The sequence below is a fragment of the Gulosibacter hominis genome (genome assembly GCF_904842695.1).
In the GTDB taxonomy this organism is placed as follows: domain Bacteria; phylum Actinomycetota; class Actinomycetes; order Actinomycetales; family Microbacteriaceae; genus Gulosibacter; species Gulosibacter hominis.
In genome coordinates this window covers 78884-102434 of record NZ_CAJGWQ010000003.1, presented here as the reverse complement: position 1 = coordinate 102434, position 23551 = coordinate 78884, and the positions used below count along the sequence as shown (strand labels likewise).

Below are 23551 nucleotides of genomic sequence, written 5' to 3'. Positions count from 1 at the left end.
TAACGTGGTCAGGAATGAAAGAGGTTATTGAATGTCGAACGAACTGAGACTCGCGGTGGTGAGCGCCGGCACGAGCGACCCCTCCACCACCCGAATGCTGGCCGATCGACTGGTGGCAGCAGCCAACAAATTCGCTCAGACCACCGGTGTGACGCTGCGCGTCGACGTGATCGAAACACGCGAACTCAACTCCGAACTCGCCGACGCGATGACCAGCCAGTTTTTCGGCCCCAAACTCGAACACGCGGTTGAGGTGCTGCGCGAAGCCGACGGCCTAGTGGCGGTCTCGCCCGTCTACAAGGCCGCACCATCAGCCTCGTTCACCGCACTATTCCAAGTGCTCGACCAAGACCTACTCATCGGCAAACCGGTGCTGCTCGCGGCCACGGCCGGCACACCGCGCCACTCGCTAGTGGTCGATAACGGGATGCGCGCATCCTTCGCCTATCTGCGCGCGCTCGTCACCCCCACGGGGGTTTTTGCGACCACCGAAGACTGGAGCTCACCCGAACTCGCCGACCGCATTGAACGAGCCGCCTACGAACTGTGGCTGCTCATGCGCAGCGGTTTTGCCCGCAGCGTGCGCGAAGACACCTGGCACAGCTACCAGCACCAGTTCGGCAGCGATGGCGGCAACGAGTTCGCAGTCGATTTTGAATCCGACCTCATGAAGCTCGCAACCGGCGGCACTCTGCCGCCCGAGCAGCCACAACGCTAACCCCCGACTCACCAGCCGGCGCAGCACCCGCGCCACCACGCAAAAAGAGGGCAGCGTCACAATTGACGCCGCCCTCTTATGCTTGCCGAAAACTAGGCCGTCGCGGCCCCACCGGCAGGCTTGCCATCAGCATCCGCCGCTGCCGCACCGGCAGTGGTTTCGCCGAGCAAAATGGCACCGGTCTCGTCGAACTCGTCCTCGATTTCGGGGTCGATGCTCGGGGTGAGTAGGCTCACCACAATCGCCGCTACCAGCGCCAGCAAGAACGCCGGCACCAGCTCGTAGAGGCCGATCTCGAACATCTTGTCGATTTCCTTGTACACGAACACGGTCACCGCACCGGTGATCATGCCCGCCAGCGCACCCCAGTTGCTCAGCTTTCGCCAGTAGAGGCTCAGCAGCACAATCGGGCCGAATGCGGCACCAAAACCGGCCCACGCGAAGCCCACCAGGCCAAGCACGGTGTCGTTCGGGTTCACGGCCAGCAGCCCGGCAATGACTGCGACAATGAGCACCGCACCGCGGCCAAGCCACATCAGCGACACCTGCGAGGGCGGGTCTTTGCGCACCACGCGGTAGATGTCTTCAACCAGTGCCGACGAGGTCACCAGCAGCTGGCTCGACAGCGTACTCATAATCGCCGCAACCACTGCCGCGAGCACGAGACCGGCAACCAGCGGGTGGAAAAGCACCTGCGACATCAGCAGCACAACGGTTTCGGGGTCGTCGGGAGCACCACCGAATTTCGAGAAGTAGGCGACACCGATCAGACCGGCCATCACGGCACCAGCCAGCGACAACAGCTGCCAGCCAGCGCCAATACGGCGAGCGGTCTTCGCCTCCTGGGCGCTGCGCAGCGCCATGAATCGCACGATGATGTGCGGCTGGCCGAAGTAGCCGAGCCCCCATGCCAGACCCGAGATGATGAACATGCTCACGGCGAAGGTGCTGAGCGAGCCGTCACCCACCAGCGAGAGCGCTGCAGGGTTGATCTCGTTGATCCGGGTGGCGGTCTCGTCGAAACTACCGATGGTGAACAGCGCCACGACCGGAATCGCAATCAGCGCGACGAACATCAGGATGCCCTGCACTGCATCCGTCAGCGAAACACCCAGGAAGCCGCCGAACAGCGTGTAGGCGAGCGTCACCAGGGCAATCAGCGTCATACCCACCAGGTATTCGCCGCCGAACGACGAAACAAAGAACTTACCGCCGGCGACCATACCGCTCGACACATAGAGCGTGAAAAACACGAGAATGATCACACTCGACACGATGCGCAGCAGCCGCGAACGGTCACGCGTGCGGTTTTCAAAAAAGCTCGGCACTGTGATCGAGTTTTTTGACACCTCACTGTAGGCACGCAGCCGCGGCGCGACAATGAGCCAGTTGAGATAGGCGCCAATAAACAGCCCGATCGCGATCCAGCCCTCAAGCAAACCCGTCGCATAAATGGCACCCGGCAGACCCATAATGAGCCAGCCCGACATATCGGATGCGCCGGCACTTAGCGCCGCAACAAATGGCGGAAGTTTTCTACCGCCGAGCACATAATCTTCGTGGTCTTTGGTGCGCAAGAATGCGATAACGCCAATGGCGAGCATCCCGGCAAAATAAATGCCGAGCGCGATGAAATAAAACGCTTGATTGGACACCTTTGTTTTCCTTCTCTGCTGTTGGCGGATGCTGGACGGTGTGCGGGCCCGGATAGTGGATCAGTTCCGGTCGCGCGCCGGGCCAAACTCGCGACGAAACCGGGGCGGCCAAAAAAGCTGGCCGCGCAAGTTACGGCTACCTATTAAACCAGCCCCTCTGAAAGCGCATTCGGAGTTCCGAATCGGTGGGCGGTAATTGAGACAGCCTGTTCGCGAAGGAACGGTAGCAATTCAACACGTCCGGCTGCAACCACTTCACCGTCATAAACGGCGATATCCGGTTTGCCAGCACTTGCTTCAATAATTGCCTGCAGCTGCTGTTTGCGGGATGCGCCAGCAACCAATCGGATGCGCGCGCCGGCCTGCGGTCCCTCGGCAGCCGCCAGTGCGCGCACACGATTCGCCCACAGCGTTTCGTCTTCGACGACCACGGTGTGCTTCGCGGCTCGCAGCTGTTCAGCGATACCGACCGGCAGCGGGTTCGCGAGCGAAATCGTTGCCGGCGATCCTGCGGCGAGCGCACCCGCGATCACGCGCAGGGTCTGTGCGAGTGTCGCATCCGCGCCGGCACGCACCACCACCGGCACCGGCCGGTAGCGCAGCAGGTTGCGTTCGATACCGAGCCCGGATGCATCCCGGGCGATCCCGAATTCGTCGGCCCAGGCGCGCGCATCCGATCCGGCCGCGTCCTGCAACCAGCGCAGCTCTTCCGCATCCAGGTCGGCGTCGGCAGCACCGCGCAGCAGCTGCGCCACGGGTTCGGCAACCTCGGCAGTGTCGCGCACGGGTGCATCCGACCAGCTGCCGAAAGCGTGCAAATAGTTCGGTCCGCCCGCCTTCGCGCCGGGGCCGATGGCCGATTTTTTCCAGCCGCCGAACGACTGCCGGCGCACGATCGCGCCGGTGATACCGCGGTTGACGTACAGGTTTCCGGCTTCCACGCCCTCGAGCCAGGTGGCGAGCTCGTCGGCATCGAGCGATTGCAGCCCCGAGGTGAGGCCGTAGTCGATGTCGTTGACGATTTCGATTGCCTCTTCGAGCGTGTCGGCGGTCATGATGCCGAGGATGGGGCCGAAATATTCGGTGAGGTGGTATTCCGAACCGCGACGCACGCCCTCGCGAACACCCGGTCGCCACAGTTTTGTTTCGCCGTCCTCATTGCGCGAGAGCGGCCCGGCGTCGGTGACCGGGGCGGGTTCGATCAGCCACCGTTCCCCCTCGCCGAGGGTGGTCAGCCCGCGCAGCAGCTTGCCGGATGGTGGCGCAATCACCGGACCCATTTGCGATTCGAGATCGTCGGGGGTGCCCACGCGCAGCGAGCGCACCGCATCCAGTAGCTGTCGACGGAACCGTTCTGATTTCGCCACCGAACCCACCAGGATGACCAGTGACGAGGCCGAACACTTTTGTCCGGCGTGCCCGAACGCCGATTGCACGACATCGCGCACTGCCAAATCGAGGTCGGCATTCGGGGTCACAATAATCGCGTTTTTGCCGCTGGTTTCAGCAAGAATTGGCAGGTCGGGTCGGGTTTCTCGCATGGCGACGGCGGTTTCATAGGCGCCGGTGAGAATCACGCGTTCAACCCGCTGATCTTCGACGAGTTTTGAGCTGAGGCCGCGATCGGCGAACTGCACATATTGCAGCACGTCTTTCGGCACGCCGGCCTCCCACAGCGCTTCGACCAGCACGGCTCCGGTGCGGGCGGCGGCGGATGCGGGTTTGAAAATGACCGCGGCACCGGATGCGAGCGCGGCGAGCGCACCGCCGGCGGGGATCGAGGTTGGGAAGTTCCACGGCGGAATCACCGCGATGAGTTTTGCGGGCGTGAAATTCGCCCCGTCAACCCGTTCGAGTTCTTGCCCGAGCGCGGCGTAATAGTGCGCGAAGTCGATCGCTTCGCTGACCTCGGGGTCGCCCTGGTCGATCGTTTTGCCGCACTCTGAGCCCATCACCTCGAGCAGTTCGGCGCGGCGCGCTTCGAGCAGCTCGCCGGCGCGGTGCAGGATGCGGGTGCGTTCGGTAACGCCGAGCTCACGCCAACGGTCGGCGGCCTCGACGCCGCGGCCGATAACGCTGTCGAGTTCGGTTTCGTTTTTGATGCGCGAGTTCGCGACCAGTTCGCATCCGAGCTTGGATTCGACCATGCGCTCGGCAATTGCGCGACCCCATTCCCGGTTACCGGGCAGGTCGGGGTCGGTGTCAGGGGTGTTGCGGAACCCGGCATAGCCGCCGCTGGTCCATTCATCCACACGTGCCTCGATACCGTCGGTTTCAAAATCGCGGCGGTCTTGGATGCGGTTGGGGCGCGGGACGTTGAAGTTTGCTGCATCGCCGTCGCCGGTGATCGCTTCGAGGTCGGCGAGGGATGCGAGGAAGCGGTCACGTTCGCGGGCAAAGAGCGCGTCGTTGTCGTGGAGTTCAAACACGGCCGACATGAAGTTTTCCTGGCTGGCACCCTCTTCGAGCCGGCGGATGAGGTAGGCGATGGCGACATCGAACTCATCCGGATGCACCACCGGGGTGTACAGCAGCAGTGATCCCACCTCGCGGCGCACCACCTCGGCCTGCCCCTGCGCCATGCCGAGCAGCATCTCGAATTCGATACCCGATTCGGCACCGCGCGCCTTCGCGAGCAGCCATGCGAGGGCCACGTCGAAAAGGTTGTGGCCGGCCACACCCACCCGCACATTGCACACGCGTTCGGGATGCAGCGCATAGTCGAGCACGGCCTTGTAGCCGGTGTCGCTGGCCTGTTTGCTGTGCCAGGTTGCTACCGGCCAGCCGTGGATGGCCGCATCCACCCGCTCCATCGGCAGGTTGGCGCCCTTCACCAGGCGCACTTTGATGGGGGCGCCACCGGCGGCGACGCGTTTTGCGGCCCAGTGTTGCAGCCGAATCATCGCCGCGAGCGCATCGGGCAGGTAGGCCTGCAGCACGATGCCCGCTTCGAGGTTGTGGAACTCGGGCCGTTCGAGGATGCGGGTGAAGACCTCGATGGTGAGGTCGAGGTCTTTGTATTCCTCCATGTCGAGGTTGATGAATTTTTGCGGCGACGATTTTGCGGCCAGTTCATACAGCGGTACGAGCTGCTGTTCGATGTGGTCGATCGCTTCGTCGAAGGCCCAGTGGTTGTGGGGTGCCACGGTTGATGACACTTTGATCGACACATAGTCGACGTCTGGGCGGGCCAGCAATTTGCGGGTGCCTTCGAGGCGCCGTTCAGCTTCGCCCTGGCCGAGGATGTATTCGCCGAGCAGGTTGACGTTGAGTCGCAGCCCGTCTTTTTTGATGCGGGCAATTGCCGGGCCGAGTTTGCTGTCGGTGGCGTCGATGATGAGGTGGCGCACCATGCGACGCAGCACCTTGCGGGCGATGGGCACCACCACGCCTGGCGCTACCGGGCCGACCGTGCCGCCGAGTTTGATTGCGCCACGCATCGGGGCGGGCAAAAACTTCGGGGTGAGGGGTGTGAGCTGTGCGAGTTTACGGGCGGCGGCAGCGTGGTCTTCGGGGCGCACCACACCGTCGACGAATCCGACCGTGAAGTCGAGGCCGTTTTCGTCGCGCAGCACCCCGGCGAGGTTTTCGGCGGCGGGGTCGACGGGCTCGTTTGCGGCTTCGGCGAGCCAGCGCTGCACCAGCGCGATGGTCTCGTCGGCGAGGTCTTGGGGGCGCACCGTGGCACTCCGGGGTGTTTGCGTCATGACGATCATGCCTTTCGACAGCGAGCCCGGTTCGACAGACATCCGCGGCGAGTTCGGCTCGGGATGCGGTATCGGTCAACAGTGCTCGACAAACGGTTGAATCGCCGGGCGCCTTCGTTGGCGCCGCCGATTCGTTGAGTTGTCACCAGTGTGCGACCGAATAACCGTCACGTAAAGTTATGGTTTATTCCCAATAAGGTTCAGTTTTACTGAAGTATTGCGATGCTGCGCCGCCGAGGCCAGACCTGCGGCGGCACAGCACCCGCAATAGAACCGCGCCAGCAAATGGAAGAGGACCGAGATGCTCGATATGAAGCGCCTGCGCCTGCTGTGGGAGCTGCACAATCGCGGCACGATCGCCGCCGTTGCTGCCGCGCTGAGCTTCACGCCCTCGGGGGTTTCGCAGCAGTTGGCGCTGCTCGAACGCGAGGCCGGTGTGCCGCTGCTGCGAAAATCGGGACGCCGGCTCGAACTCACCGCCGCCGCGCAGGCGCTCGTTCCCGAAATCGAGCCGTTGTTGAATGGCCTCGAACGCGCCGAGTCGGTGCTGCACCGCGTATCCAATGAGGTCACCGGCACGATTCGGGTGGCCACCTTTCAAACCGCTCTGCTGGCGCTCTTTCCGGATGTGGTGCAGCGGCTGCGCACCTCGGCACCCAAGCTGCGGGTTGAGCTCAAACAGTACGAGCCCGAGGCGGCACTCAGCGAAATCTGGACCAGGCAGTTTGATCTCGTGGTGGCCGAACAGTATCCCGGCCATGCCCGCCGGCACTTCCCCGGCCTCGACCGTGTACCGCTCACCCACGACCGCATCCAATTGGCGCTCCCGCCGCTCGGAGTGGGTGGTGGCGCCTACGACAACATCACTTCGATAGCGGATGCGGCAGCGCTGCCGTGGGTGATGGAACCGGTGGGTGCCGCGACGCGCCACTGGTCTGAGCAGGCCTGCCGCGTCGCCGGTTTTGAACCGGATATTCGTTTTGTCACTGCCGATCTGCAGGCGCATGTGCGGCTGGTTGAAACCGGAAACGCGGTGGCGCTGCTGCCGAGTCTCGTGCATCTGCGTACCCCCACGGTGCGACTGGTCGAGCTTGCGGGTTCGCCGCGGCGGCACCTGTTCACTGCCGCGCGAAAAGCAAGCGAGGGGGATGCGGCAATCGCCGCGGTGCGCGCCGAACTCGCCGCCGTGGTGGCCGAGCTTCCCGGCGCGCTGGTCGATGCGCGCTGAGTGCGCAGCTACCCCAAAAGCACCTCGTCAAGCACCCGCGCCAAGCGATCGTTGTGCCCGGTCGCTTGACCATAAAATCGGGCGTTTACAAACGCTTCCCGCATATTTGGCGTCCCCGCTCGAATCAGTTCGCGTTGCGTGCTGGCGTCAACCACTTGGAAACGACTGTTGTCAAGCTCATAACCGGCCTCGTGAATGAGTTGCGAAAAGAACACAAACTGAGCACGAGTGTTCCCCTCCCGGAAGGTATGAATCACATTGAGCTCGCCCCAGTGCTCGGCGAGCAACGAAACAAATTTGCTGCGGTCGAGACCGCGCAGATAGTTGTCGTTCGCGAGCGCGGCATACCGCGCTTCGGCTGCTCGGTTCATCTCGTCGTTTCCGGGGTAATAGGCATAGGCTCGCGGCCTCGGGTCGGTGGGGTCAAGCACGTTCGGGCCTTGTTTCACCATCGCACTTGCCGGTCCGCATCTTGGTTCCCCAGCCCACTCGTAGACATCTTGGAACAAATAGCGATGGATTGACTTCATATGCGCGTAATCGAAGTTGCCCGATAGTGGTTGCCGCTCTAGTTCCAGTAGACGAGTACTCACCACATGAGCTTCGAGGTGTTCCAGCAACAGGGGGTCAGTGACGCCGAACGGTTGAGTCGATGAAGTGAATTTGTTGCGCAAAACACTGGTGCCTGGAATGAAATAATCTTCCCAGGCACCGAACCTTTGCGTGGTCATGAATCTTGCGCGATCATGACTGGAGAGCTCGATCGATCATCGCAGCACGGCACTCGTCACCGGAGATCTCACCTCGGGCCAGTCGCTCCAGCAGCTCGAGTGCCACCGGGTCAGTAACCGCGTGACCGGCCGCACCAAGCGCACCATGCACAAAATCGAGCGTGCGCTGCACATCTGGCGAAGTAGTTTCAGACTTCGCTTGAGCTTCGGCCATCACGATCCCTCCTCAGCTTGTGATTGATTTTATCGGCTGGCGCACTGGCACTCAACGGTTAGAAAGCTGCCGAGCCTCGTGCATCTGCGCACACCCACGGTAAGGCTGGTCGATGCGCGCTGAGTGCGCGGCTACCACTCGGAAACTCGTGATGACCAGCCGGTTTCGTAAGCAGCGGCAGGATCAAAACCCAGGTGCAGAACATTGCCCGTGCAATACCAACGCCGTATCCTTATTGCACGAAGCGATAGGAGCACCAGTGACGCAGCACCTGACGATTCGCCATTTCAAGCCAATCAACGTCCCCGCATCACTGACGAGCCTGCAAGGCCCGGCGGCCGGCACGGTTTCGCTGCCGCACCACCTTGTCTGGGCCCCAGGCAATAACGAATACGACCTCGGTGACCTCGGAGCAGCAACTGTCGTCTACCAAGCAGTGCTTACTGAAGGCACCACCGCGGAGATCTGCAAATACCTCAACGCCGATCGGCTCATCCAACTGTGGCCGAGGCTGAGTCTGGACCGGTTCATCATTGATGCCTGGGAGTCACGGTTTCCCGAGTTGAAAGGACGCGGATGGGCACCTCCACTCGTGACGATTTCCAACGAGACGTTGCACGCATCGCATTAGCAGCAACCCACCAATACGGGTTCGCGCTGGCTGGCTCGGCGATGTGAACTTATATGCAAAATATCGGTGCCTGGGGTGAAGTGGTCTGCTGCCGCGCCCAGCCAGGCTGGTGCCGAGATCAGCGCAGCTGCGCATCCAAAAAGTGCGCCACCGCGTTGAGTTCGGGGAAGGTGACTTCGTGCCCCGCGCCGGGAATCACCAGCCGCTCGAGAGTGGTGTGCGCATCCAGCCACGGCCCAGCGAACTCAATCGCCGCCTGCGGGATCACCGGGTCGGCATCACCGCGGCCCCAAAACACCGGCGGGCGCCGCTCGGCGAGCACCGCATCCCCCGCCACCTCGCCCGAGGCGACAAACCCCGACAGCACCACGCCGCATACGAAACGGTCGGGATCGAGCCGCCAGGCCTGCATCCCCGCAACCGCGCCCTGCGAAAACCCGATGAAGGCCACTTGCTCGGCGCCAAGTGCCGCGATGCGGTCGAGCAGATCGCGGGCCGCCGCGGTGACTTCGCGGTTGAGCGCGGCCTCGGCTTCGGCGCTCGTATCGAGGGTGGGGCCGGCCGGACCCGGCAGCCAACGCAGCGAAAACCACTGGTGGCCGGGCATCCCCGGCACCGGTTCGGGCGCCCGCAGCGATGCGTAACGATAGTGCTCGGGCAGGTAGGGCACCAGACCGGCCAGGTCGCGTTCATCAGCGCCGTAGCCGTGCAGCAGCACCACCAGTGGCGCATCGGTCAGGTGGTCGTTCGCGGTGAGCATGGCAACATTGTCTCGCACCGAACGTCAAGATGGGGCACAATCAGCGGTATGGACGTTCGCACTCCCGACCCCGAAGGCCAAGGCGGCTGGATGGACGCCGACGAGCTTGATTTCATCCGCAAGCGGGTGCCAATCGTGTATGTCGAGGCGATTCCCGTGCGTGTCGACGGTTCTGGGCGGGTGGAGCATCTTGGCCTGCTGCTGCGCGCCACCGGCGATGGAATGATTGCCCGCTCGTTCGTTTCGGGACGGGTGCACTACGGCGAAACGCTGCGCGAGGCCCTGATGCGACACCTCGAAAAAGATCTCGGCACGATGGCGTTCCCGCAGGTGCCGCTCACGCTGGTGCCGTTCACGGTTGCCGAGTTTTCGCCGATGCCGATGACCGAGCTGCACGATGACCGCCAGCACGCCATCGCACTCGTCTATATCGTGCCGGTGACCGGCGAATGCGAACCGCGCCAGGATGCGTTGGAGGTCACCTGGGTGACCCCGGACGAGGCCACCGACCCCGACCTGCTTGACGAGCTCGAGGGTGGGCGCGGGTCGATATTGCGCGCCGCGATCAGCTGTTTGCAGCACTGGTAACAGCGCGATACCACCGCATCGGCCACAAATGTCGGTGGCTAGGTGTTGGATGGTGTCATGGCGCATGACAACTCTTCGGCGGCGAGCGGTGGGCTCGAGCTGTTCAGCGCGCCAACCGCCACCTGGTTTCGGGCGGCGTTTGCCGAACCCACGCGGGTGCAGCGCGAGGCTTGGGCGGCGATCGCGAAGCGCAAGCACACGCTCGTGGTCGCACCAACCGGGTCGGGAAAAACACTCGCGGCGTTTTTGTGGGCGATCGATCGGATCATGCGTGAGCGCAGCCGAGCTAGCGAATCGGATGCGGTTGTGCCTGGCAGTGCCGCACCCCAGTCTGAACCAGCACCCGGCTCTGCCCCAGACCCGGATGCCCCAGACTCGGATGCCCCAGACTCTGATGCCCCAGACTCGCCTGCCGAGCGCCCGGCGCGCGGCACGCGCATCCTCTATATATCGCCGCTAAAAGCGCTCGGGGTCGATGTCAAACGCAATCTGAACGCACCGCTGGTGGGGATCGCCCAAACCGCGCAGCGGCTCGGCTACGAGGTGCCACGACTCACCGTGGGGATACGCTCGGGCGACACTCCCCCGGCCGAGCGGCGCCGCCAGCAGGCAAAGCCGCCGGATATTTTGATCACCACACCCGAATCACTGTTTTTGCTGCTCACCTCGCAGGCGAGGCGCACGCTGCGACATGTCGACACGGTCATCATTGACGAGGTGCACGCGGTGGCGGCCACTAAGCGTGGCGCGCATCTGGCGCTTTCGCTCGAACGACTCGATGCGCTGCTCGAACGTCCCGCGCAACGCATCGGGCTGTCGGCCACGGTGCGGCCACTGGATGCGGTGGCGCAATTTCTCGGCGGCCAAGCACCGGTCGATATTGTCGCGCCACCCAGCGAAAAAAGTTTTGATCTGCGTATCGTCGTTCCGGTCGAAGATCTCAGCGATATCGCCGCAGGGGGTCCGGTTGAGGCGCGGCGCACCGCGAGCAACGCCGAGCATACTGACCGCGCCGAGCATGGCGACAGCGCCGGGAATGCCGGCGACGCACCAATTTTTGGGGATGCATCCCAATCGATCGCACACGAACAGCGCGCTGGTTCGGTATGGCCCCATATCGAGGCGGAAATTCTCGACCGGGTGCTCGCGCATCGCGCGACCATCGTGTTTGTCAATTCGCGCGGGCTCGCGGAGCGGCTCACCGCGCGCCTGAATGAGCTCTACGATGAGCGCCAATCGCTCGCAACTCCCCCAGAAGATCTGCCAGCGCCGCCGCCTCCGGCCCCCTCACCGCCTTCGCAACCACCCCCGCCCTCGCCGGCCGAACAGCGCGAATCACGCCAGCATCCAAACCCGCGCCTCAAAAATGCCACGCTGATTGGTGGTTCGGGAGAGTTCGCCGGCGCCGCCCCCGAACTTGCCCGCGCCCACCACGGTTCGGTGTCCAAAGAAACTCGCGCCGAAGTCGAAGACGCATTGAAATCAGGTCGGCTGCGCTGTGTGGTGGCCACCTCGAGCCTCGAACTCGGTATCGACATGGGTGATGTTGATCTGGTCATCCAGGTAGAAGCGCCCTGGTCGGTGGCAAGCGGCCTGCAGCGGCTCGGCCGCGCCGGTCACCAGGTTGGCGAGGTGTCGCGCGGCGTGATCTTCCCCAAACACCGTGCCGATGTGCTGCACTCGGCCGTGGTGGCATCACGCATGTTGGCCGGGTCGATCGAGGCGCTCACGCCCATCACCAACCCGCTCGATGTGCTGGCGCAGCAAACCATTGCCGCCTCGGCACTCGACCGGTGGCAGGCAGAAGACTGGTTCAACCTCGTACGCCGCTCGGCACCGTTTGCCACGCTTTCGCGAGCGCTACTCGACAGCGTGCTCGATCTGCTCGCCGGACGCTACCCATCCGACGAGTTCGCTCAGCTGCGCCCCCGCATCGTGTGGGATCGCGAACTGGATGCGTTCACCGGTCGTCCCGGCGCCCAGCGACTCGCAGTCACCAGCGGCGGCACAATTCCCGACCGCGGCATCTTCGGGGTGTTCATGCTCACCGGCACCGAAGACCTGCCCGACGACGGCACCGCGCCGCGGCGCGTAGTGGGTCGCCGCGTGGGCGAACTGGACGAAGAGATGGTGTACGAATCGCGGGTGGGCGACGTTATTGCGCTCGGCTCGACTTCGTGGCGTATCCGCGAAATCGGCCCCGACCAGGTGCGCGTGACCCCCGCGTTTGGTGAGCCCGGCCGATTACCGTTTTGGATCGGTGATGCGCTCGGCCGGCCCGCCGAACTCGGCGCCGCGATGGGCGCATTTGCCCGCGAATATGCCGACAGCGAGGCCGGCAACGACCTCGACGGCCTCCTCGACCCGTTCGCGGCAGCGAACCTGCGCGGCTACCTGCACGAAATGCGTGAGATCGCCGGGCATATTCCCTCCGACCGCACGCTCGTGGTCGAACGGCACCGCGACGAGCTCGGCGATTGGCGCATCGTGCTGCACAGCCCCTACGGGCGGCGGGTGCACGGCCCCTGGGCGCTGATGGTAACGGCCAGGATGCGCGAACAATTCGGGCTCGAAGCCTCGGCAATTGCCAGCGACGACGGCATCATCGTGCGCCTGCCCGATATCGAAGCCGAGCCGCCGGGTGCCGAACTCTTCGATTTTGCACCCGATGAAATTGAGCAGCTCGTCACCCGCGAGGTGGGAGGCTCGGCACTGTTCGCGGCACGTTTTCGCGAAAATGCCGCCCGGGCACTGATTTTGCCGCGCTCGCATCCCGGCAAACGTTCGCCCCTGTGGCAGCAGCGCTTGAGGGCCGCGCAACTGCTTGAAGTGGCCCGCCGCTACCCCGAGTTTCCGATCGTGCTCGAGACCGTGCGCGAAGTGCTCCACGATGTGTACGACCTCGACGCGCTGCACGAGCTGTTACAGGGAATACGTTCGCGAAGCATCCGGGTGGTGACCGTCACCACCGGCGAACCGTCACCGTTCGCGCGCACGCTGCTATTCGGTTATGTTGGCGCTTTCATGTACGAGGGCGACCAGCCGCTTGCCGAACGGCGGGCCGCAGCGCTCGCGCTCGATATGAACCTGCTGGGCGACCTGCTCGGCACCGCATCGCTGCGCGAACTGCTCGATGCCGAGGCGATCACCGCGGTCGAGGCGGAACTGCAGCGCACCGCGGCCGGCTGGCAGGCCCGCGATATTGAGGGCATCGTCGATCTTTTGCGAGTGGTTGGTCCGCTCAATGCTGCCGAGATTGCGGCGCGCATCGATGCAGATGCACATCTCGACGCGGCAGCGGCACTGCACGAGATCGTGGCTGCGCGCCGCGCCATCGAAGTGCGCATCGCGGGGCGCGAAGTGTATGCCCCAATAGAGGATGCAGCGCGCCTGCGCGACGGACTCGGCACCCCAATGCCCCCGGGGATACCCGCCGTGTTTCTCGAACCGGTTGCCGACCCGCTCGCCGATCTCGTGGGTCGCTACGCGCGCACACACGCACCGTTCACCACCGCCGCTGCCGCCGAAGCGCTCGGACTCGGCCAGGCGGTTGTGGCCGATGTGCTGCGCCGACTCGAAGTGGCACAGCGCGTGGTGCACGGCGAATTCACTCCCGACCGTGAAGGCACCGAATGGGTGGATGAACAGGTACTGCGACGCATCCGCTCACGCACCCTCGCGAAGCTGCGCCGCGAAGTAGAACCGGTGTCACAGCGGGCATACGCGCAATTTTTGGCCGAGTGGCAGCATGTGCGCTACAACCAACCTGCCGCGGCGCATGACCGCAAGAACCCCGCAACCCGGACGATCGAAGCCGACGGGCTCGAGGGCATCGACGGGCTCATCGCGGTGATCGAGCAGCTACACGGGGTGCCGCTACCAGCATCCGCTTGGGAATCACTCATCCTGCCCGCCCGCATCCGCGACTATCAACCCGCCATGCTCGACGGCCTGCTCGCCTCGGGCGAAGTGCGCTGGCAGGGGCACGGCGCCATCGGCGCAAGCGACGGCTGGGTATCGCTCTCGCTCACCGAACTGCTGCCGCTCGCGCCGGCGCCGCAGCCCGGAACCGTTGAGTTGTCGCCCCTCGCACAACAGCTGCGCGCCCAGCTCGCCAGCGCCGGAGCCATGTTTTTCCCCGAGCTCGTGCGCGCCCTCGGCGACAACGCACCGCAGCCAGCGATCGTGGCCGATGCGCTGTGGGAACTCGCCTGGGCGGGATGCGCCACCACCGATGCGCTCGCCCCGATGCGCGCACTTTTGGCCGCACCGGGCGGGAGAGCATCCACCTCGGCACACCGCACTCCCAGACGCGCCGCGCGCGGCCGCCTCTACCGCGGCGGTCTGCATCCGGGGCCGGTGACGCCCACCCCGCCACATGCAGCCGGACGCTGGTCACTCACCCCGAACACCGACAGCGCCCCCAGCCCGCTCGAGGCCGCCGAACGGGCTGGAACTCTCGGCGAGCTGCTGCTGTACCGCTACGGTGTGGTCACCAAAGGTACCGTCACCGCCGCGGACGTCCCCGGCGGGTTCGCCGCCGTCTATCAGCTGCTCGCGAAGTTTGAGCAGGCCGGCCACGCCCGCCGCGGCTACTTCGTCACGCAGCTTGGCGCTGCGCAGTTCGCCACCGTCGGCGCTATCGACCGGCTGCGCGCCATCGACCGCACCACTCGCGAACAAACCGACGGCTACCACGCCGATGCCCTCCCCCGCGTGGTGACGCTGGCCGCAACCGACACCGCCAACCCCTTCGGCGCTGCCCTCCCCTGGCCCGAACTCGCACAGAGCAAACACCGGCCTGGCCGCAAAGCCGGCGGGCTCGTCACCCTCGTCGACGGACAGCTCGTGTTTTATGTTGAGCGCGGCGGGAAAACCATGCTGCAGTTCACCGATGACGACCGGCTCATCAGCCAGGCAGCCGAATCGCTCGCCGCCACGGTGCGTACCGCACGCATCCCCGACCTCGTGATTGAACGCATCAACGGCAACTACGCACTCGAAACCGACACCGCCACCCGACTGCAACAGGCCGGGTTCAGCGCCACGCCGCGCGGATTCCGAATGCGGGTGCAGCCCTAATGCCCGAGGGAGATACCGCCTACCGCGCCGCGCACCACCTGGCGCGATCGCTCACTGGCCGCACCATCGACCGGTTCGAGCTGCGGGTACCAAATTTCGTGCAGTTCGACCTCACCGGCGAAAAAATTGTCGGCGCGGATGCACGCGGCAAACACATCCTGCTGCGCATCGGCGACCACACCGTCCACTCGCACCTCGGGATGGACGGATCGTGGCGGCTCGTACCGCCCGGCAGCTCGGGTGGCCTGCGCAGCAGCTCGGGCGGACTGCGCGGACGTCCGGCACGCATCGACGGGGCACGCGGCGGCCCGACAGTGGCCTGGCCAGCCACGCACCGCATCCGCGCCATCATCGGCACCGACGCGGTAATCGCGCTCGGTATCGACCTCGCGAAACTCGAATGTTGGCCCACCGCCGATGAACCGCTGCGACTGGGCTGGCTCGGCCCCGATCTTTTGGCAGCCGAACCCGATCTTGCGGAAGCGCGGCGACGCGTCCTCTCGCAACCCGACCGCAGCATTACCGCGGCGTTGCTCGACCAGCGCAATGTGGCGGGCCTTGGCAATGAATACGTCACCGAAATGTGTTTTTTGCGAGGCGTGCTGCCGAGCCGAACTGTCGCCGAGGTCGGCGATATTGACGAGTGGTTGACGCTCGGGCGGCAGCTCATGCTCGCCAACCGCGACCGGGTTGAGCGCACCTTCACCGGCGACCTTCGCCGCCCCAACTGGGTGTTTGGCCGCGAGGGGCGCCAATGCCGCCGCTGCGGCAGCGACCTGGTTGCCGGCACCCACGACTCGGGAACCACCCGCAGCGGTGCCACCGATCGCGAATCGGTGTGGTGCCCGAGCTGCCAGCGCTGAGCGCAGTCCCGGCTGCGCCACGGCCGACGGTGGTGAGTGTGTCCCAGCGGGCAGCCAGTGCACTCAATCGCGGCCGACGGTGGTCGCCGTGTCGCAAGCGGTGAGTTCAGCGGAACATTTCGCCCATACGATGCATCCACAGCAATCCTGGGTCCAAAATCTTCCGCTGAACTCACGCCGCTGGTGGTCGCCCGCCGAGAAGTAGACTTGCCGGTATGCGTACTCGACCCTGCTGCCGTGTTGGCTGCTCGCGTCGTGCCCAGTTCACGCTCACGTTTGACTACGGCGACAAGATGGCCGCCCTCGGCCCGCTGGCATACCGCGCCGAACCGCACAGCTACGACCTGTGCCAGTTTCACGCCGAAAAAACGTCGGTGCCCGCCGGGTGGCTGCTCATCAAACCCACCCCGCTCGGCCAGCCACCGGTACCGCCGGCTGCCTAGTACACAAACAACGCGATCCGGCCCTCCCCATCTGCCACTGGCTACACTGGTTCGTCATGAACACAGCGATCCCTGCGGCAGACCCCGCTCAGCTTGGTGATCTCAACGCCATCGTCAAAAACTACGACATCCGTGGACTTGTCGGTGACACCATTACCGAACCCCTGGTCACCGCCGTCGGCGCCGCCACTGTCGATGAACTCGACCTGGCCGGCCACGAAATTTTTATCGGCCACGACATGCGCGACTCAAGCCCCGCGTTCGCCGCAGCCTTCGCCCGCGGAGCGGCCGTGCGCGGAGCCAAACCGGTGCTGCTCGGCTACTGCTCGACCGATATGACCTACTTCATTTCGGGACGCGAAAACGCCGCCGCCGCCATGTTCACCGCCTCGCACAACCCGGCCGCCTACAACGGTATGAAGCTCTCGGCCGCCGGCGCCCGCGGTATTTCTCTCGACACCGGCCTCGGCGCAATGCGTGACCGTGCCTCCGCTTACCTGCGCGACGGCATCCCCGCAGCAAGCGACACCGTCGCCGAGGCAACCGAGCGCGATGTTTTGAATGACTACGCCACCTACCTGCGCCAGCTGGTCGATCTCAGCGGTATTCGCCCGCTAAAAATCGTGGTGGATGCGGGTAACGGTATGGCAGGCAAGACCGTTCCGGCCGTGCTGGGCTCGGCATGCGAACTGCCAAAACTGCCGCTGGAAATCGTGCCGATGTATTTCGAACTCGACGGCAATTTCCCCAACCACGAGGCCAACCCGCTCGACCCGATAAATCTCGTCGATCTGCAGCAGCGCGTTGTTGCCGAGGGTGCCGACCTCGGGCTCGCGTTTGACGGTGATGCCGACCGCTGCTTCCTGGTGGATGAACGCGGCAACCCCGTCTCCCCCTCGGCGGTGTGTGCGATCGTCGCTGCCCGCGAGGTGGAGCGCGTGCGCTCCGCTGGCGAAACCGATGTCACGGTGATCCACAACCTGCTGGTTTCGCGTCACGTCATCGAAACGATCGAAACGATTTCGGCAACGCCGGTGCGCACCCGCGTTGGCCACTCACTCATCAAGGCCGAAATGGCCCGCACGAATGCGGTGTTCGGTGGCGAACATTCGGCGCACTACTACTTCCGTGATTTTTGGGGTGCCGATAACGGGATGCTCGCGGCGATGCACATGCTCGCCCACGTGGGTTCGCAGACCGCGCCGATGTCAAAGATCGCGGCCGAACACACCCCCTATTTTGCGTCGGGCGAAATTAATTCGACCGTTGCGGATATTCCCGCGGCTTATGAGCGGCTGGTCACCGAGTTTTCTGGTGTTGCGTCGGTGGATGAACTGGATGGACTCACCTTCTCGTTTGCTGGCCGTGACTGGTGGTGGGTGAATGTGCGCCCGTCGAACACCGAGCCGCTGCTGCGGCTCAATGTTGAGGCGGCCGCCCCTGAGCAGATGGAGCAGGTGCGCGATCTGGCGCTCGCCCTCATCCGCGACGAGCGCTGATCCAAAACAAGCACTGATCCGCGCCGGCCGCAGCGCGCACCAACCGCGACTCCACCCCGCCGCGCGCTAGGCTGATGCGTATGTTTCGTTCCCGCAGGATGCACTCGCAGCGCCGTTCGCGCGGCTCACGTAGCCGGCACGGCCGCGAGCTGCGTTCGAGCGTGGCCGGACCGTACCTGCCGCAGCTGACCGGCCGCATCCCGAGGTTTTTTCAAGTGGTCACTGAAACGGTTGGTTTTTTGCAGGCGGTTGCGCCCGACCTGATGGAGGATGTTTCGGTCACTGTGGCCGGGATGCCGCCGGCTGATGCCACGGGCCAGGATGCGGTAGGCCTGTGGGGTCTTGACCGCACACTCAAGCGCGTGGTGATTTACCGGGTGCCGGTTGAACGGATGGCTCGTGTGTCGCTTTCGGATCCGGCCGATCAGCCCATGTTCCGCGAGTATGTGGAGCGCGTGGTCATGTCGGGAGTAAACGAGCTGCTGGATGGTCGGCTCGAAGACCGGCTCGATCCGGGCGGCTGGGGTCGCTAACGCTGCGCTAGCGGTAGACGGTGATGGTGTCGCCTTCGCTGATGCTCGGGTGCACCGGGAAACCTGAGTAGGCACCGGGCGCTACGAAATGCACGGCCGCGCGCATCCCGCTCACACCCGCGAGTTCGACAGTGTCGCCCGAGATGTCGGTTTCGTAGGTTGCGCCCTCGGCGATTTTCACGCGCTTGCCGTTCACGGTGATTTCGCGGGCCTCGCCCGGGTTCATGACCGCCAGCCGGGGTGAGTCTCCTGCGGGCACCGCGATCAGTGCGCTGTCGCTCAGCGCGGGTGATGACGCGAGCCACCCGAATTCGCTGGAGTCGAGCGGTGCCACGCGGGCGGCGGCGACGATCGGTGTGGGCGAGTCGACGCGGATGGTGTATTTGCCATCGGGCACAGTACCCACGGGGTAGTCAAAAACAGTGTTCGGTGCCACCGGAACATCGTCGCGGAAGGCGACCTTGCCATTTTCGTCGAGTACCTGCAGCGCTACCGTGGTTTCGGCGTCGCCGGGGTTGAGCAGCCGCACCGCGGTGCCGATCGTTGCCGTAGTGTCGGGGCCGTCTACCGGCCACGCCGAAACGACCACGCCGGGCAAAAACTGTGTGGTGCCGTATTCGGTGGTCGATTCGGCAATTTCGGCGCCGCGCGGGGTGAGCGTTTCGGTGAAGGTTTCGTGGACGTAGGCGGCCACGGGCGCGCCGGTGGCGATGACTTCTACCGCCATCACGGATGACTCAGGAACCACGCCGGCGAGGCTGAGGCTTTTGTGTTCGCCGGGTTCGAGCACCATTTCGGCCGGGCCCGATGGGGCCAGTCCGGTGCTGGTGAAAACGCGGAAGTTGACGCGTGCTTTCACTGCACCGGGGTTGAGGATGTCGAGTGCGGCGGTGTGCCCGGTTTCAGTGTTGCCTGCCAAAAGCCACTGAGAGGATGCGGGTATGGTGCAGTTGGTGGCCGCATAGCCGTTCGTTTTTGGGGTGTCGAGCGTGACCGATTCGGCGGCTGTCAGCACCTGGTTTTGGTCTTCGGCTGCTTTTTGCACGAACACCGAGGGGCCGCCTTCACCCAAGTTGGTGGCCTCAGCGTTTGCGCCGCGGGAGTGGTGGGTGGTTTGGGGTTCACCCACCGGGCTGATCTGGTTTGCGTCGCTGCTGAGCCCGAGCTGTAGCAGCGGGCCCGGGCACACGGCTTGCTGGTCGCCGATTGGCGGCGTGAGCTGCATCCCCGTCGGTTCGGCGGTGCGGTTCGGCAGCGGCATCCAGCCGAGCGCCCACACGGTGCCGGTGACCACCGCGAGCGAGGTGACCACGCCAGCAGTGCGCGCGAGGGCGCTCACCGCTTTACGGCGGCGGCGTTCGGCGCTTTCAGTGCGTTTGCGGCGCACTGCGGCGGTGGCACCGCTACCTGCTCGGCGCAGCCGTGGCCCGTCGGGGTGCGGCGCGCTTGGCGTTTCGGATGCGGGCGCAGGTTTTGATTCGTCAGCTGCGGGCTGCGGGGCGGCAGCTGCCGGGGATTCGTTCGCGGGGATGCTGTCGTCGGCGGTGTCGCCAAAGGTCTCGTTGTCGGCACTGTCGCCGACGGGCGAACTATCGCCACTGTCACTGACGGGCGTGCCGTCAGCACTGTCTTCGGCGGGCGCGCCCTCAGCGCTGTCTTTATCAGCGGTGCTCTCCCCCGCAGTTGCCGCGTCGGTGCTCGTTACGGCTTCGCCTGTGCCATCGCCAAAGGCCTCGTTATCGTCGATGCTGAGCGCCTCAATTACCGGAGGCCGGAGGGCTTCGGTTTCGGGCTGCGCAGCGCCGGAGTCGACCGGCTGCGCGGCGTCGTCACTGTGTGGGCGAATGGGGTCATCCTCATGTTTGCGATCAGTCACCGAGTTCCTCCTTCCCTGCGGGGCCGACTGCTTCTCCGCTGGCGGCCGATGAGTACACTTCGACCCGCTCGTTATCGAGTCGGTAATTGCGCAGCGTCAGCACGTCGCTGCCGCGGTCGAGGTCTTCCCACTGCGGTTTGGTGCGGCGCGCGGCTGCGCTGAGGTCGGCGATGCGTCCGGTGGGTAGCGCCAGCAAAATCACGAATAGCAGGATGACCGTTTGCACGATGAGCATGGCGCGGCCGAGTACGTTCTGCCAGTTGGTCACCTCGAGTTGTTGCGCGAGCACCGGGTCGGTGGGGCGTTCGGCAGCGTTCACCACTTGGAAGAGGGTGCCGTATCCCTTGATTTTGCCGATGCTCGTCACCGATTCGTTGGTTGACAGGCCCGTGACCAGCCGCTGTCCGAGTGGTGCGCCGGCGCCCTCGGCGGGCTGAATGAGCACGAATCCGATGCCCAGTTCGTGCAGCTGTGACATGGGGTTTGATTTGCCGATGCTCAAAAAGTCGACCACGAGCTCGGCGAGTGCCTCATCGGTTTTTGAGGTTGCCGGGTTGGTGGTTGCGAGGGTGGAGATCTCGTTCAGTTTCATACCCGAGCCGCGTTCGAGGCTGAGGCGCAGCTGGTCGGGCCCCATTGGGGTGACCCGGAGGGTACCCAGCTGGTCGGCATCTTCGCCCTGCACCGAGGCGATTGCCGGCAGGGTGCGGCCGTCGGATGCGGCTACCGCCGCGCTTCCGGTGATGTGCGCCGGGAAGAGCGGCACGATCAGGGCGGTCACACCGGCGAGCGCGAGCATCGTCACCGGTACGCGCAACGGCCCAATGTAGGCGGCGCCGGCGATTGCGGCCATCAAGAGGCCGAAATAGCCGAGTGACTGGGCCGCGGCCGGATAGATCGGCGCTGCAGTCGCCTCCCACACCGCAAACGAGAGGCCACCGGCCACGCCGGCGGTAATCCATCCCGTTGCCGCGATGATGAGCCCGGCAAGTGCCAGTCGCCAGCCGTTTGCAAAGATGCCGATGGCAGCGAGCAGCGCGAGCGGCGCCATTAGCACGGCGAAAAGCAGGAACGGGTCGATGTCGGTGAGCCCGAGCTGCTGCAAAAATTCGGGCCAGCCGCCGAGTCCCGTGTCGGCGAATCCGAATACCGTGTTCCAGCCGTGGAGCGGATCGTAGGGCTGCGGCAGTGCCGGGTCGGCAAAAATTGCGAGCGGCCGGCCGCGGTTGAGCTGCGTCACCAATAGCGGCAGGAACATCGCGGCAGCCGGGATGGGTACAAACGTTTGCCGTAGCCATCCGGTTCCCGAAGTGGTCACCATGAGCAACCAAAGCAAGATCAGTGCGGGGATGAGTGAGGGTGCGCTGGCTGCGATAACGACGCCGAGCAGGGATGCGACTGCGGATGCGGCCCAGCGGTAGCGTGCGGCGAAGAATGCGAACGCAAACCAGGGCAGCGTGATGTGCACGAGCACCGCGGGCAGGCGACCGTCGGCGAGTGCGCCGAGCAGTGTGGGCGAGCAGGCCCAGGCCAGAGCGAAAAAGGCGCGTAGCCACGGGCGGCGCGTAAAGCGCGCAGCAATGAACCAGGCACCCGTTGCGGCAAGCGGCAGCGCGATGAGCCAGATGATGACCACGATCAGGCTTGGCTGCCAGAAGGTGAGGCTGCCGAGCGCGGCAAGAACGAATTGGAACGGGTCGGCCACACCGATGCCGCCGCCGGTGTCGCGCAGACCGTACCCGGTGGCGGCCCACAGCTCGCCGATGCTGCCGGATAGTGGCAGCAGTGCTCCGCCACTGAGCACGCTGCTGCGCAGCAGCGGGAAGAGCATGATTACCGAGGCGACCGCGGTGATGAGCGCGACCCAGCCGCCGCCTCCGGTGATGAAGTTGTAGCGGTCGCCACCCTGCTGGGCGAGAGCAAGCTGCTCGTCGCGTTTGATGGCGCGCATGGTGCGCCATTCGGAAGCTGAGATGCGGAGCCGGTCGAGGCTCGACAGGGGTTGTGTGCTGGTGGCCGCGAAGTGGCGCCGGGCACTGAGTGCGCGGGTGCCACCAAAAAACACTTTGAGTGCGGCAAACAGTTCGGGCAGGATGCGGCCCGGCTGTTTGCGCAGCAGGTTGAGCACCGTGAGCACGAGCACTTCGGGAAGCAGCAGCAACCAGTACACCCAGAACATGAGCGGGCCCGACCAAGCCAGTCGCCGGTGCAGAGTTGCGGTGCGACGTAGCCGGTGGCGGGCTTGGGCACCCGTGCGGCGCCCGTATTTTGCGGTACCGGGAGCATCCCTGCCGAGTGTTTCAACGCGCGCGTCGGGGGTGAGCAGCACCCGGTTTCCGGCTAGCCAGGTGCGCACACAGAAGTCGAGTGAGTCGTCGACGGCTTCCAGCCCGGGGTCGAAACCCTGCAGGTCGTTCCACACGTCGCGGCGCACGAGCATCCCGTTGGTGGCAACTGCCAGCACGTCACTGAACGACTCGTACTGCCCCTGGTCGAGCGCGTCGGTGCGCAGCCGGATTGATTCGCCGGTGGGGACGATCGACTGCCCGTATTCGACGAGTCGGCTGGGGTCTTGCGCCGACACCAGTTTGGGGCCGGTTACCGCCAGTGATGGGTTTCGTTCGGCCGTGTCGAGCAGTTCTGCGAGCGCGTTTGGTTCTGGGGTGTCACCGGCGTTGATGAGCCAGAGCCATTCATCGGGATGCGCGGCACCGGTATCGGCTTCACGGATCGGTTCGCTCTTGTCGAGTTCGCTGACTGCCGTGGCGACAGCTTTGCCGAACGAGGAGTCTTGGGCGACCGTGAGCAGCAGCGTTGGCTGCGCCGCGCGCATGATTTCGAGGGTGTCGTCGCGCGAATCGATATGCACGAACACTGATGTCGCGATGGGCGCGGTTTGCGACTCGAGCGCGGGTATGGTGCGTTCGAGTGCGGAGGCAGCATCGCGAGCTACGACAACTGCGGTGACTTTGGGTCGCATTAGCAGAATGCTAGTGACTGAATTCGGGCGGGCTGGCATTCTG

Annotated in this window: 16 protein-coding genes; 9 read left to right on the top strand and 7 right to left on the bottom strand. The window is 64.7% G+C overall.

The features are described 5' to 3' along the window. Positions 1 to 31: 31 nt before the first annotated feature. Positions 32 to 718: a CE1759 family FMN reductase gene (locus JMV54_RS03655; protein ID WP_201517552.1), complete on the top strand. Its 687-nt coding sequence runs from the start codon at positions 32 to 34 to the stop codon at positions 716 to 718. 92 nt (positions 719 to 810) lie between these two features. On the opposite strand, the gene putP is transcribed toward JMV54_RS03655, so the two are convergent. After that, complete coding sequence (putP, locus tag JMV54_RS03650) at positions 811 to 2373, bottom strand: sodium/proline symporter PutP (RefSeq protein ID WP_201517551.1); 1563 nt, start codon at positions 2371 to 2373, stop codon at positions 811 to 813. Positions 2374 to 2516: 143 nt separating this feature from the next. Beyond that, positions 2517 to 6080 carry a bifunctional proline dehydrogenase/L-glutamate gamma-semialdehyde dehydrogenase gene (locus tag JMV54_RS03645; RefSeq protein ID WP_230972798.1) on the bottom strand — a complete coding sequence of 1188 codons (3564 nt, stop codon included), beginning with the start codon at positions 6078 to 6080 and terminating at the stop codon, positions 2517 to 2519. A gap of 301 nt (positions 6081 to 6381) precedes the next feature. Between JMV54_RS03645 and JMV54_RS03640 the strand changes: the two genes are divergently transcribed. After that, a complete protein-coding gene (locus JMV54_RS03640) occupies positions 6382 to 7308 on the top strand; it encodes a LysR family transcriptional regulator (protein ID WP_201517549.1) in 927 nt (308 codons plus the stop codon). A gap of 8 nt (positions 7309 to 7316) precedes the next feature. On the opposite strand, the gene JMV54_RS03635 is transcribed toward JMV54_RS03640, so the two are convergent. Both JMV54_RS03635 and JMV54_RS03630 read right to left on the bottom strand, forming a co-directional pair. Beyond that, on the bottom strand, positions 7317 to 8039 hold the full coding sequence (locus JMV54_RS03635) for a Fic/DOC family protein (RefSeq protein WP_201517548.1): 723 nt from the start codon (positions 8037 to 8039) through the stop codon (positions 7317 to 7319). 13 nt (positions 8040 to 8052) lie between these two features. Continuing rightward, positions 8053 to 8253, bottom strand: a complete 201-nt coding sequence (locus JMV54_RS03630) for an antitoxin VbhA family protein (RefSeq protein WP_201517547.1) — start codon at positions 8251 to 8253, stop codon at positions 8053 to 8055. Between the two features lie 259 nt (positions 8254 to 8512). Here JMV54_RS03630 and JMV54_RS03625 point away from each other — a divergent pair, with 259 nt between their 5' ends. Next, positions 8513 to 8884: a transcriptional regulator gene (locus tag JMV54_RS03625; protein WP_201517546.1), complete on the top strand. Its 372-nt coding sequence runs from the start codon at positions 8513 to 8515 to the stop codon at positions 8882 to 8884. Between the two features lie 118 nt (positions 8885 to 9002). Here JMV54_RS03625 and JMV54_RS03620 read toward each other — a convergent pair whose 3' ends face one another. Continuing rightward, on the bottom strand, positions 9003 to 9644 hold the full coding sequence (locus tag JMV54_RS03620; RefSeq protein WP_201517545.1) for an alpha/beta hydrolase: 642 nt from the start codon (positions 9642 to 9644) through the stop codon (positions 9003 to 9005). Between the two features lie 48 nt (positions 9645 to 9692). Here JMV54_RS03620 and JMV54_RS03615 point away from each other — a divergent pair, with 48 nt between their 5' ends. From JMV54_RS03615 to JMV54_RS03590, 6 genes are all read left to right on the top strand, one after another. After that, positions 9693 to 10232, top strand: coding sequence for a DUF4916 domain-containing protein (locus JMV54_RS03615; protein WP_201517544.1), 540 nt, complete (start codon positions 9693 to 9695; stop codon positions 10230 to 10232). A 57-nt stretch (positions 10233 to 10289) separates the two neighbouring features. Further along, a complete protein-coding gene (locus tag JMV54_RS03610; RefSeq protein ID WP_201517543.1) occupies positions 10290 to 15314 on the top strand; it encodes an Lhr family ATP-dependent helicase in 5025 nt (1674 codons plus the stop codon). Continuing rightward, positions 15314 to 16177 carry a DNA-formamidopyrimidine glycosylase family protein gene (locus JMV54_RS03605; protein WP_201517542.1) on the top strand — a complete coding sequence of 288 codons (864 nt, stop codon included), beginning with the start codon at positions 15314 to 15316 and terminating at the stop codon, positions 16175 to 16177. Before JMV54_RS03610 ends, JMV54_RS03605 begins: the two co-directional genes overlap by 1 nt. A 215-nt stretch (positions 16178 to 16392) precedes the next feature. Beyond that, entirely contained in the window at positions 16393 to 16620 is a 228-nt protein-coding gene (locus tag JMV54_RS03600; protein WP_201517541.1) for a DUF3499 family protein, read from the top strand. 56 nt (positions 16621 to 16676) lie between these two features. Beyond that, the gene (locus JMV54_RS03595; protein WP_201517540.1) at positions 16677 to 18119 is read left to right on the top strand and encodes a phosphomannomutase/phosphoglucomutase; all 1443 of its coding nucleotides are present in this window, start codon (positions 16677 to 16679) and stop codon (positions 18117 to 18119) included. Positions 18120 to 18199: 80 nt separating this feature from the next. After that, positions 18200 to 18652, top strand: coding sequence for a hypothetical protein (locus tag JMV54_RS03590; RefSeq protein ID WP_201517539.1), 453 nt, complete (start codon positions 18200 to 18202; stop codon positions 18650 to 18652). 7 nt (positions 18653 to 18659) lie between these two features. Here JMV54_RS03590 and JMV54_RS03585 read toward each other — a convergent pair whose 3' ends face one another. Both JMV54_RS03585 and JMV54_RS03580 read right to left on the bottom strand, forming a co-directional pair. After that, complete coding sequence (locus JMV54_RS03585) at positions 18660 to 20528, bottom strand: DUF5719 family protein (protein ID WP_201517538.1); 1869 nt, start codon at positions 20526 to 20528, stop codon at positions 18660 to 18662. Next, a complete protein-coding gene (locus tag JMV54_RS03580) occupies positions 20521 to 23508 on the bottom strand; it encodes a glycosyltransferase family 2 protein (protein WP_201517537.1) in 2988 nt (995 codons plus the stop codon). Before JMV54_RS03580 ends, JMV54_RS03585 begins: the two co-directional genes overlap by 8 nt. Positions 23509 to 23551 lie beyond the last annotated feature (43 nt).

Excerpts from the sequence above, each read along its gene's own strand:
- JMV54_RS03655 (WP_201517552.1), top strand. The coding sequence starts at position 32 with ATGTCGAACGAACTGAGACTCGCGGTGGTGAGCGCCGGCACGAGCGAC.
- JMV54_RS03645 (WP_230972798.1), bottom strand. The coding sequence starts at position 6,080 with ATGACGCAAACACCCCGGAGTGCCACGGTGCGCCCCCAAGACCTCGCC.
- JMV54_RS03640 (WP_201517549.1), top strand. The coding sequence starts at position 6,382 with ATGCTCGATATGAAGCGCCTGCGCCTGCTGTGGGAGCTGCACAATCGC.
- JMV54_RS03635 (WP_201517548.1), bottom strand. The coding sequence starts at position 8,039 with ATGACCACGCAAAGGTTCGGTGCCTGGGAAGATTATTTCATTCCAGGC.
- JMV54_RS03630 (WP_201517547.1), bottom strand. The coding sequence starts at position 8,253 with ATGGCCGAAGCTCAAGCGAAGTCTGAAACTACTTCGCCAGATGTGCAG.
- JMV54_RS03620 (WP_201517545.1), bottom strand. The coding sequence starts at position 9,644 with ATGCTCACCGCGAACGACCACCTGACCGATGCGCCACTGGTGGTGCTG.
- JMV54_RS03615 (WP_201517544.1), top strand. The coding sequence starts at position 9,693 with ATGGACGTTCGCACTCCCGACCCCGAAGGCCAAGGCGGCTGGATGGAC.
- JMV54_RS03610 (WP_201517543.1), top strand. The coding sequence starts at position 10,290 with ATGGCGCATGACAACTCTTCGGCGGCGAGCGGTGGGCTCGAGCTGTTC.
- JMV54_RS03605 (WP_201517542.1), top strand. The coding sequence starts at position 15,314 with ATGCCCGAGGGAGATACCGCCTACCGCGCCGCGCACCACCTGGCGCGA.
- JMV54_RS03600 (WP_201517541.1), top strand. The coding sequence starts at position 16,393 with ATGCGTACTCGACCCTGCTGCCGTGTTGGCTGCTCGCGTCGTGCCCAG.
- JMV54_RS03595 (WP_201517540.1), top strand. The coding sequence starts at position 16,677 with ATGAACACAGCGATCCCTGCGGCAGACCCCGCTCAGCTTGGTGATCTC.
- JMV54_RS03590 (WP_201517539.1), top strand. The coding sequence starts at position 18,200 with ATGTTTCGTTCCCGCAGGATGCACTCGCAGCGCCGTTCGCGCGGCTCA.
- JMV54_RS03580 (WP_201517537.1), bottom strand. The coding sequence starts at position 23,508 with ATGCGACCCAAAGTCACCGCAGTTGTCGTAGCTCGCGATGCTGCCTCC.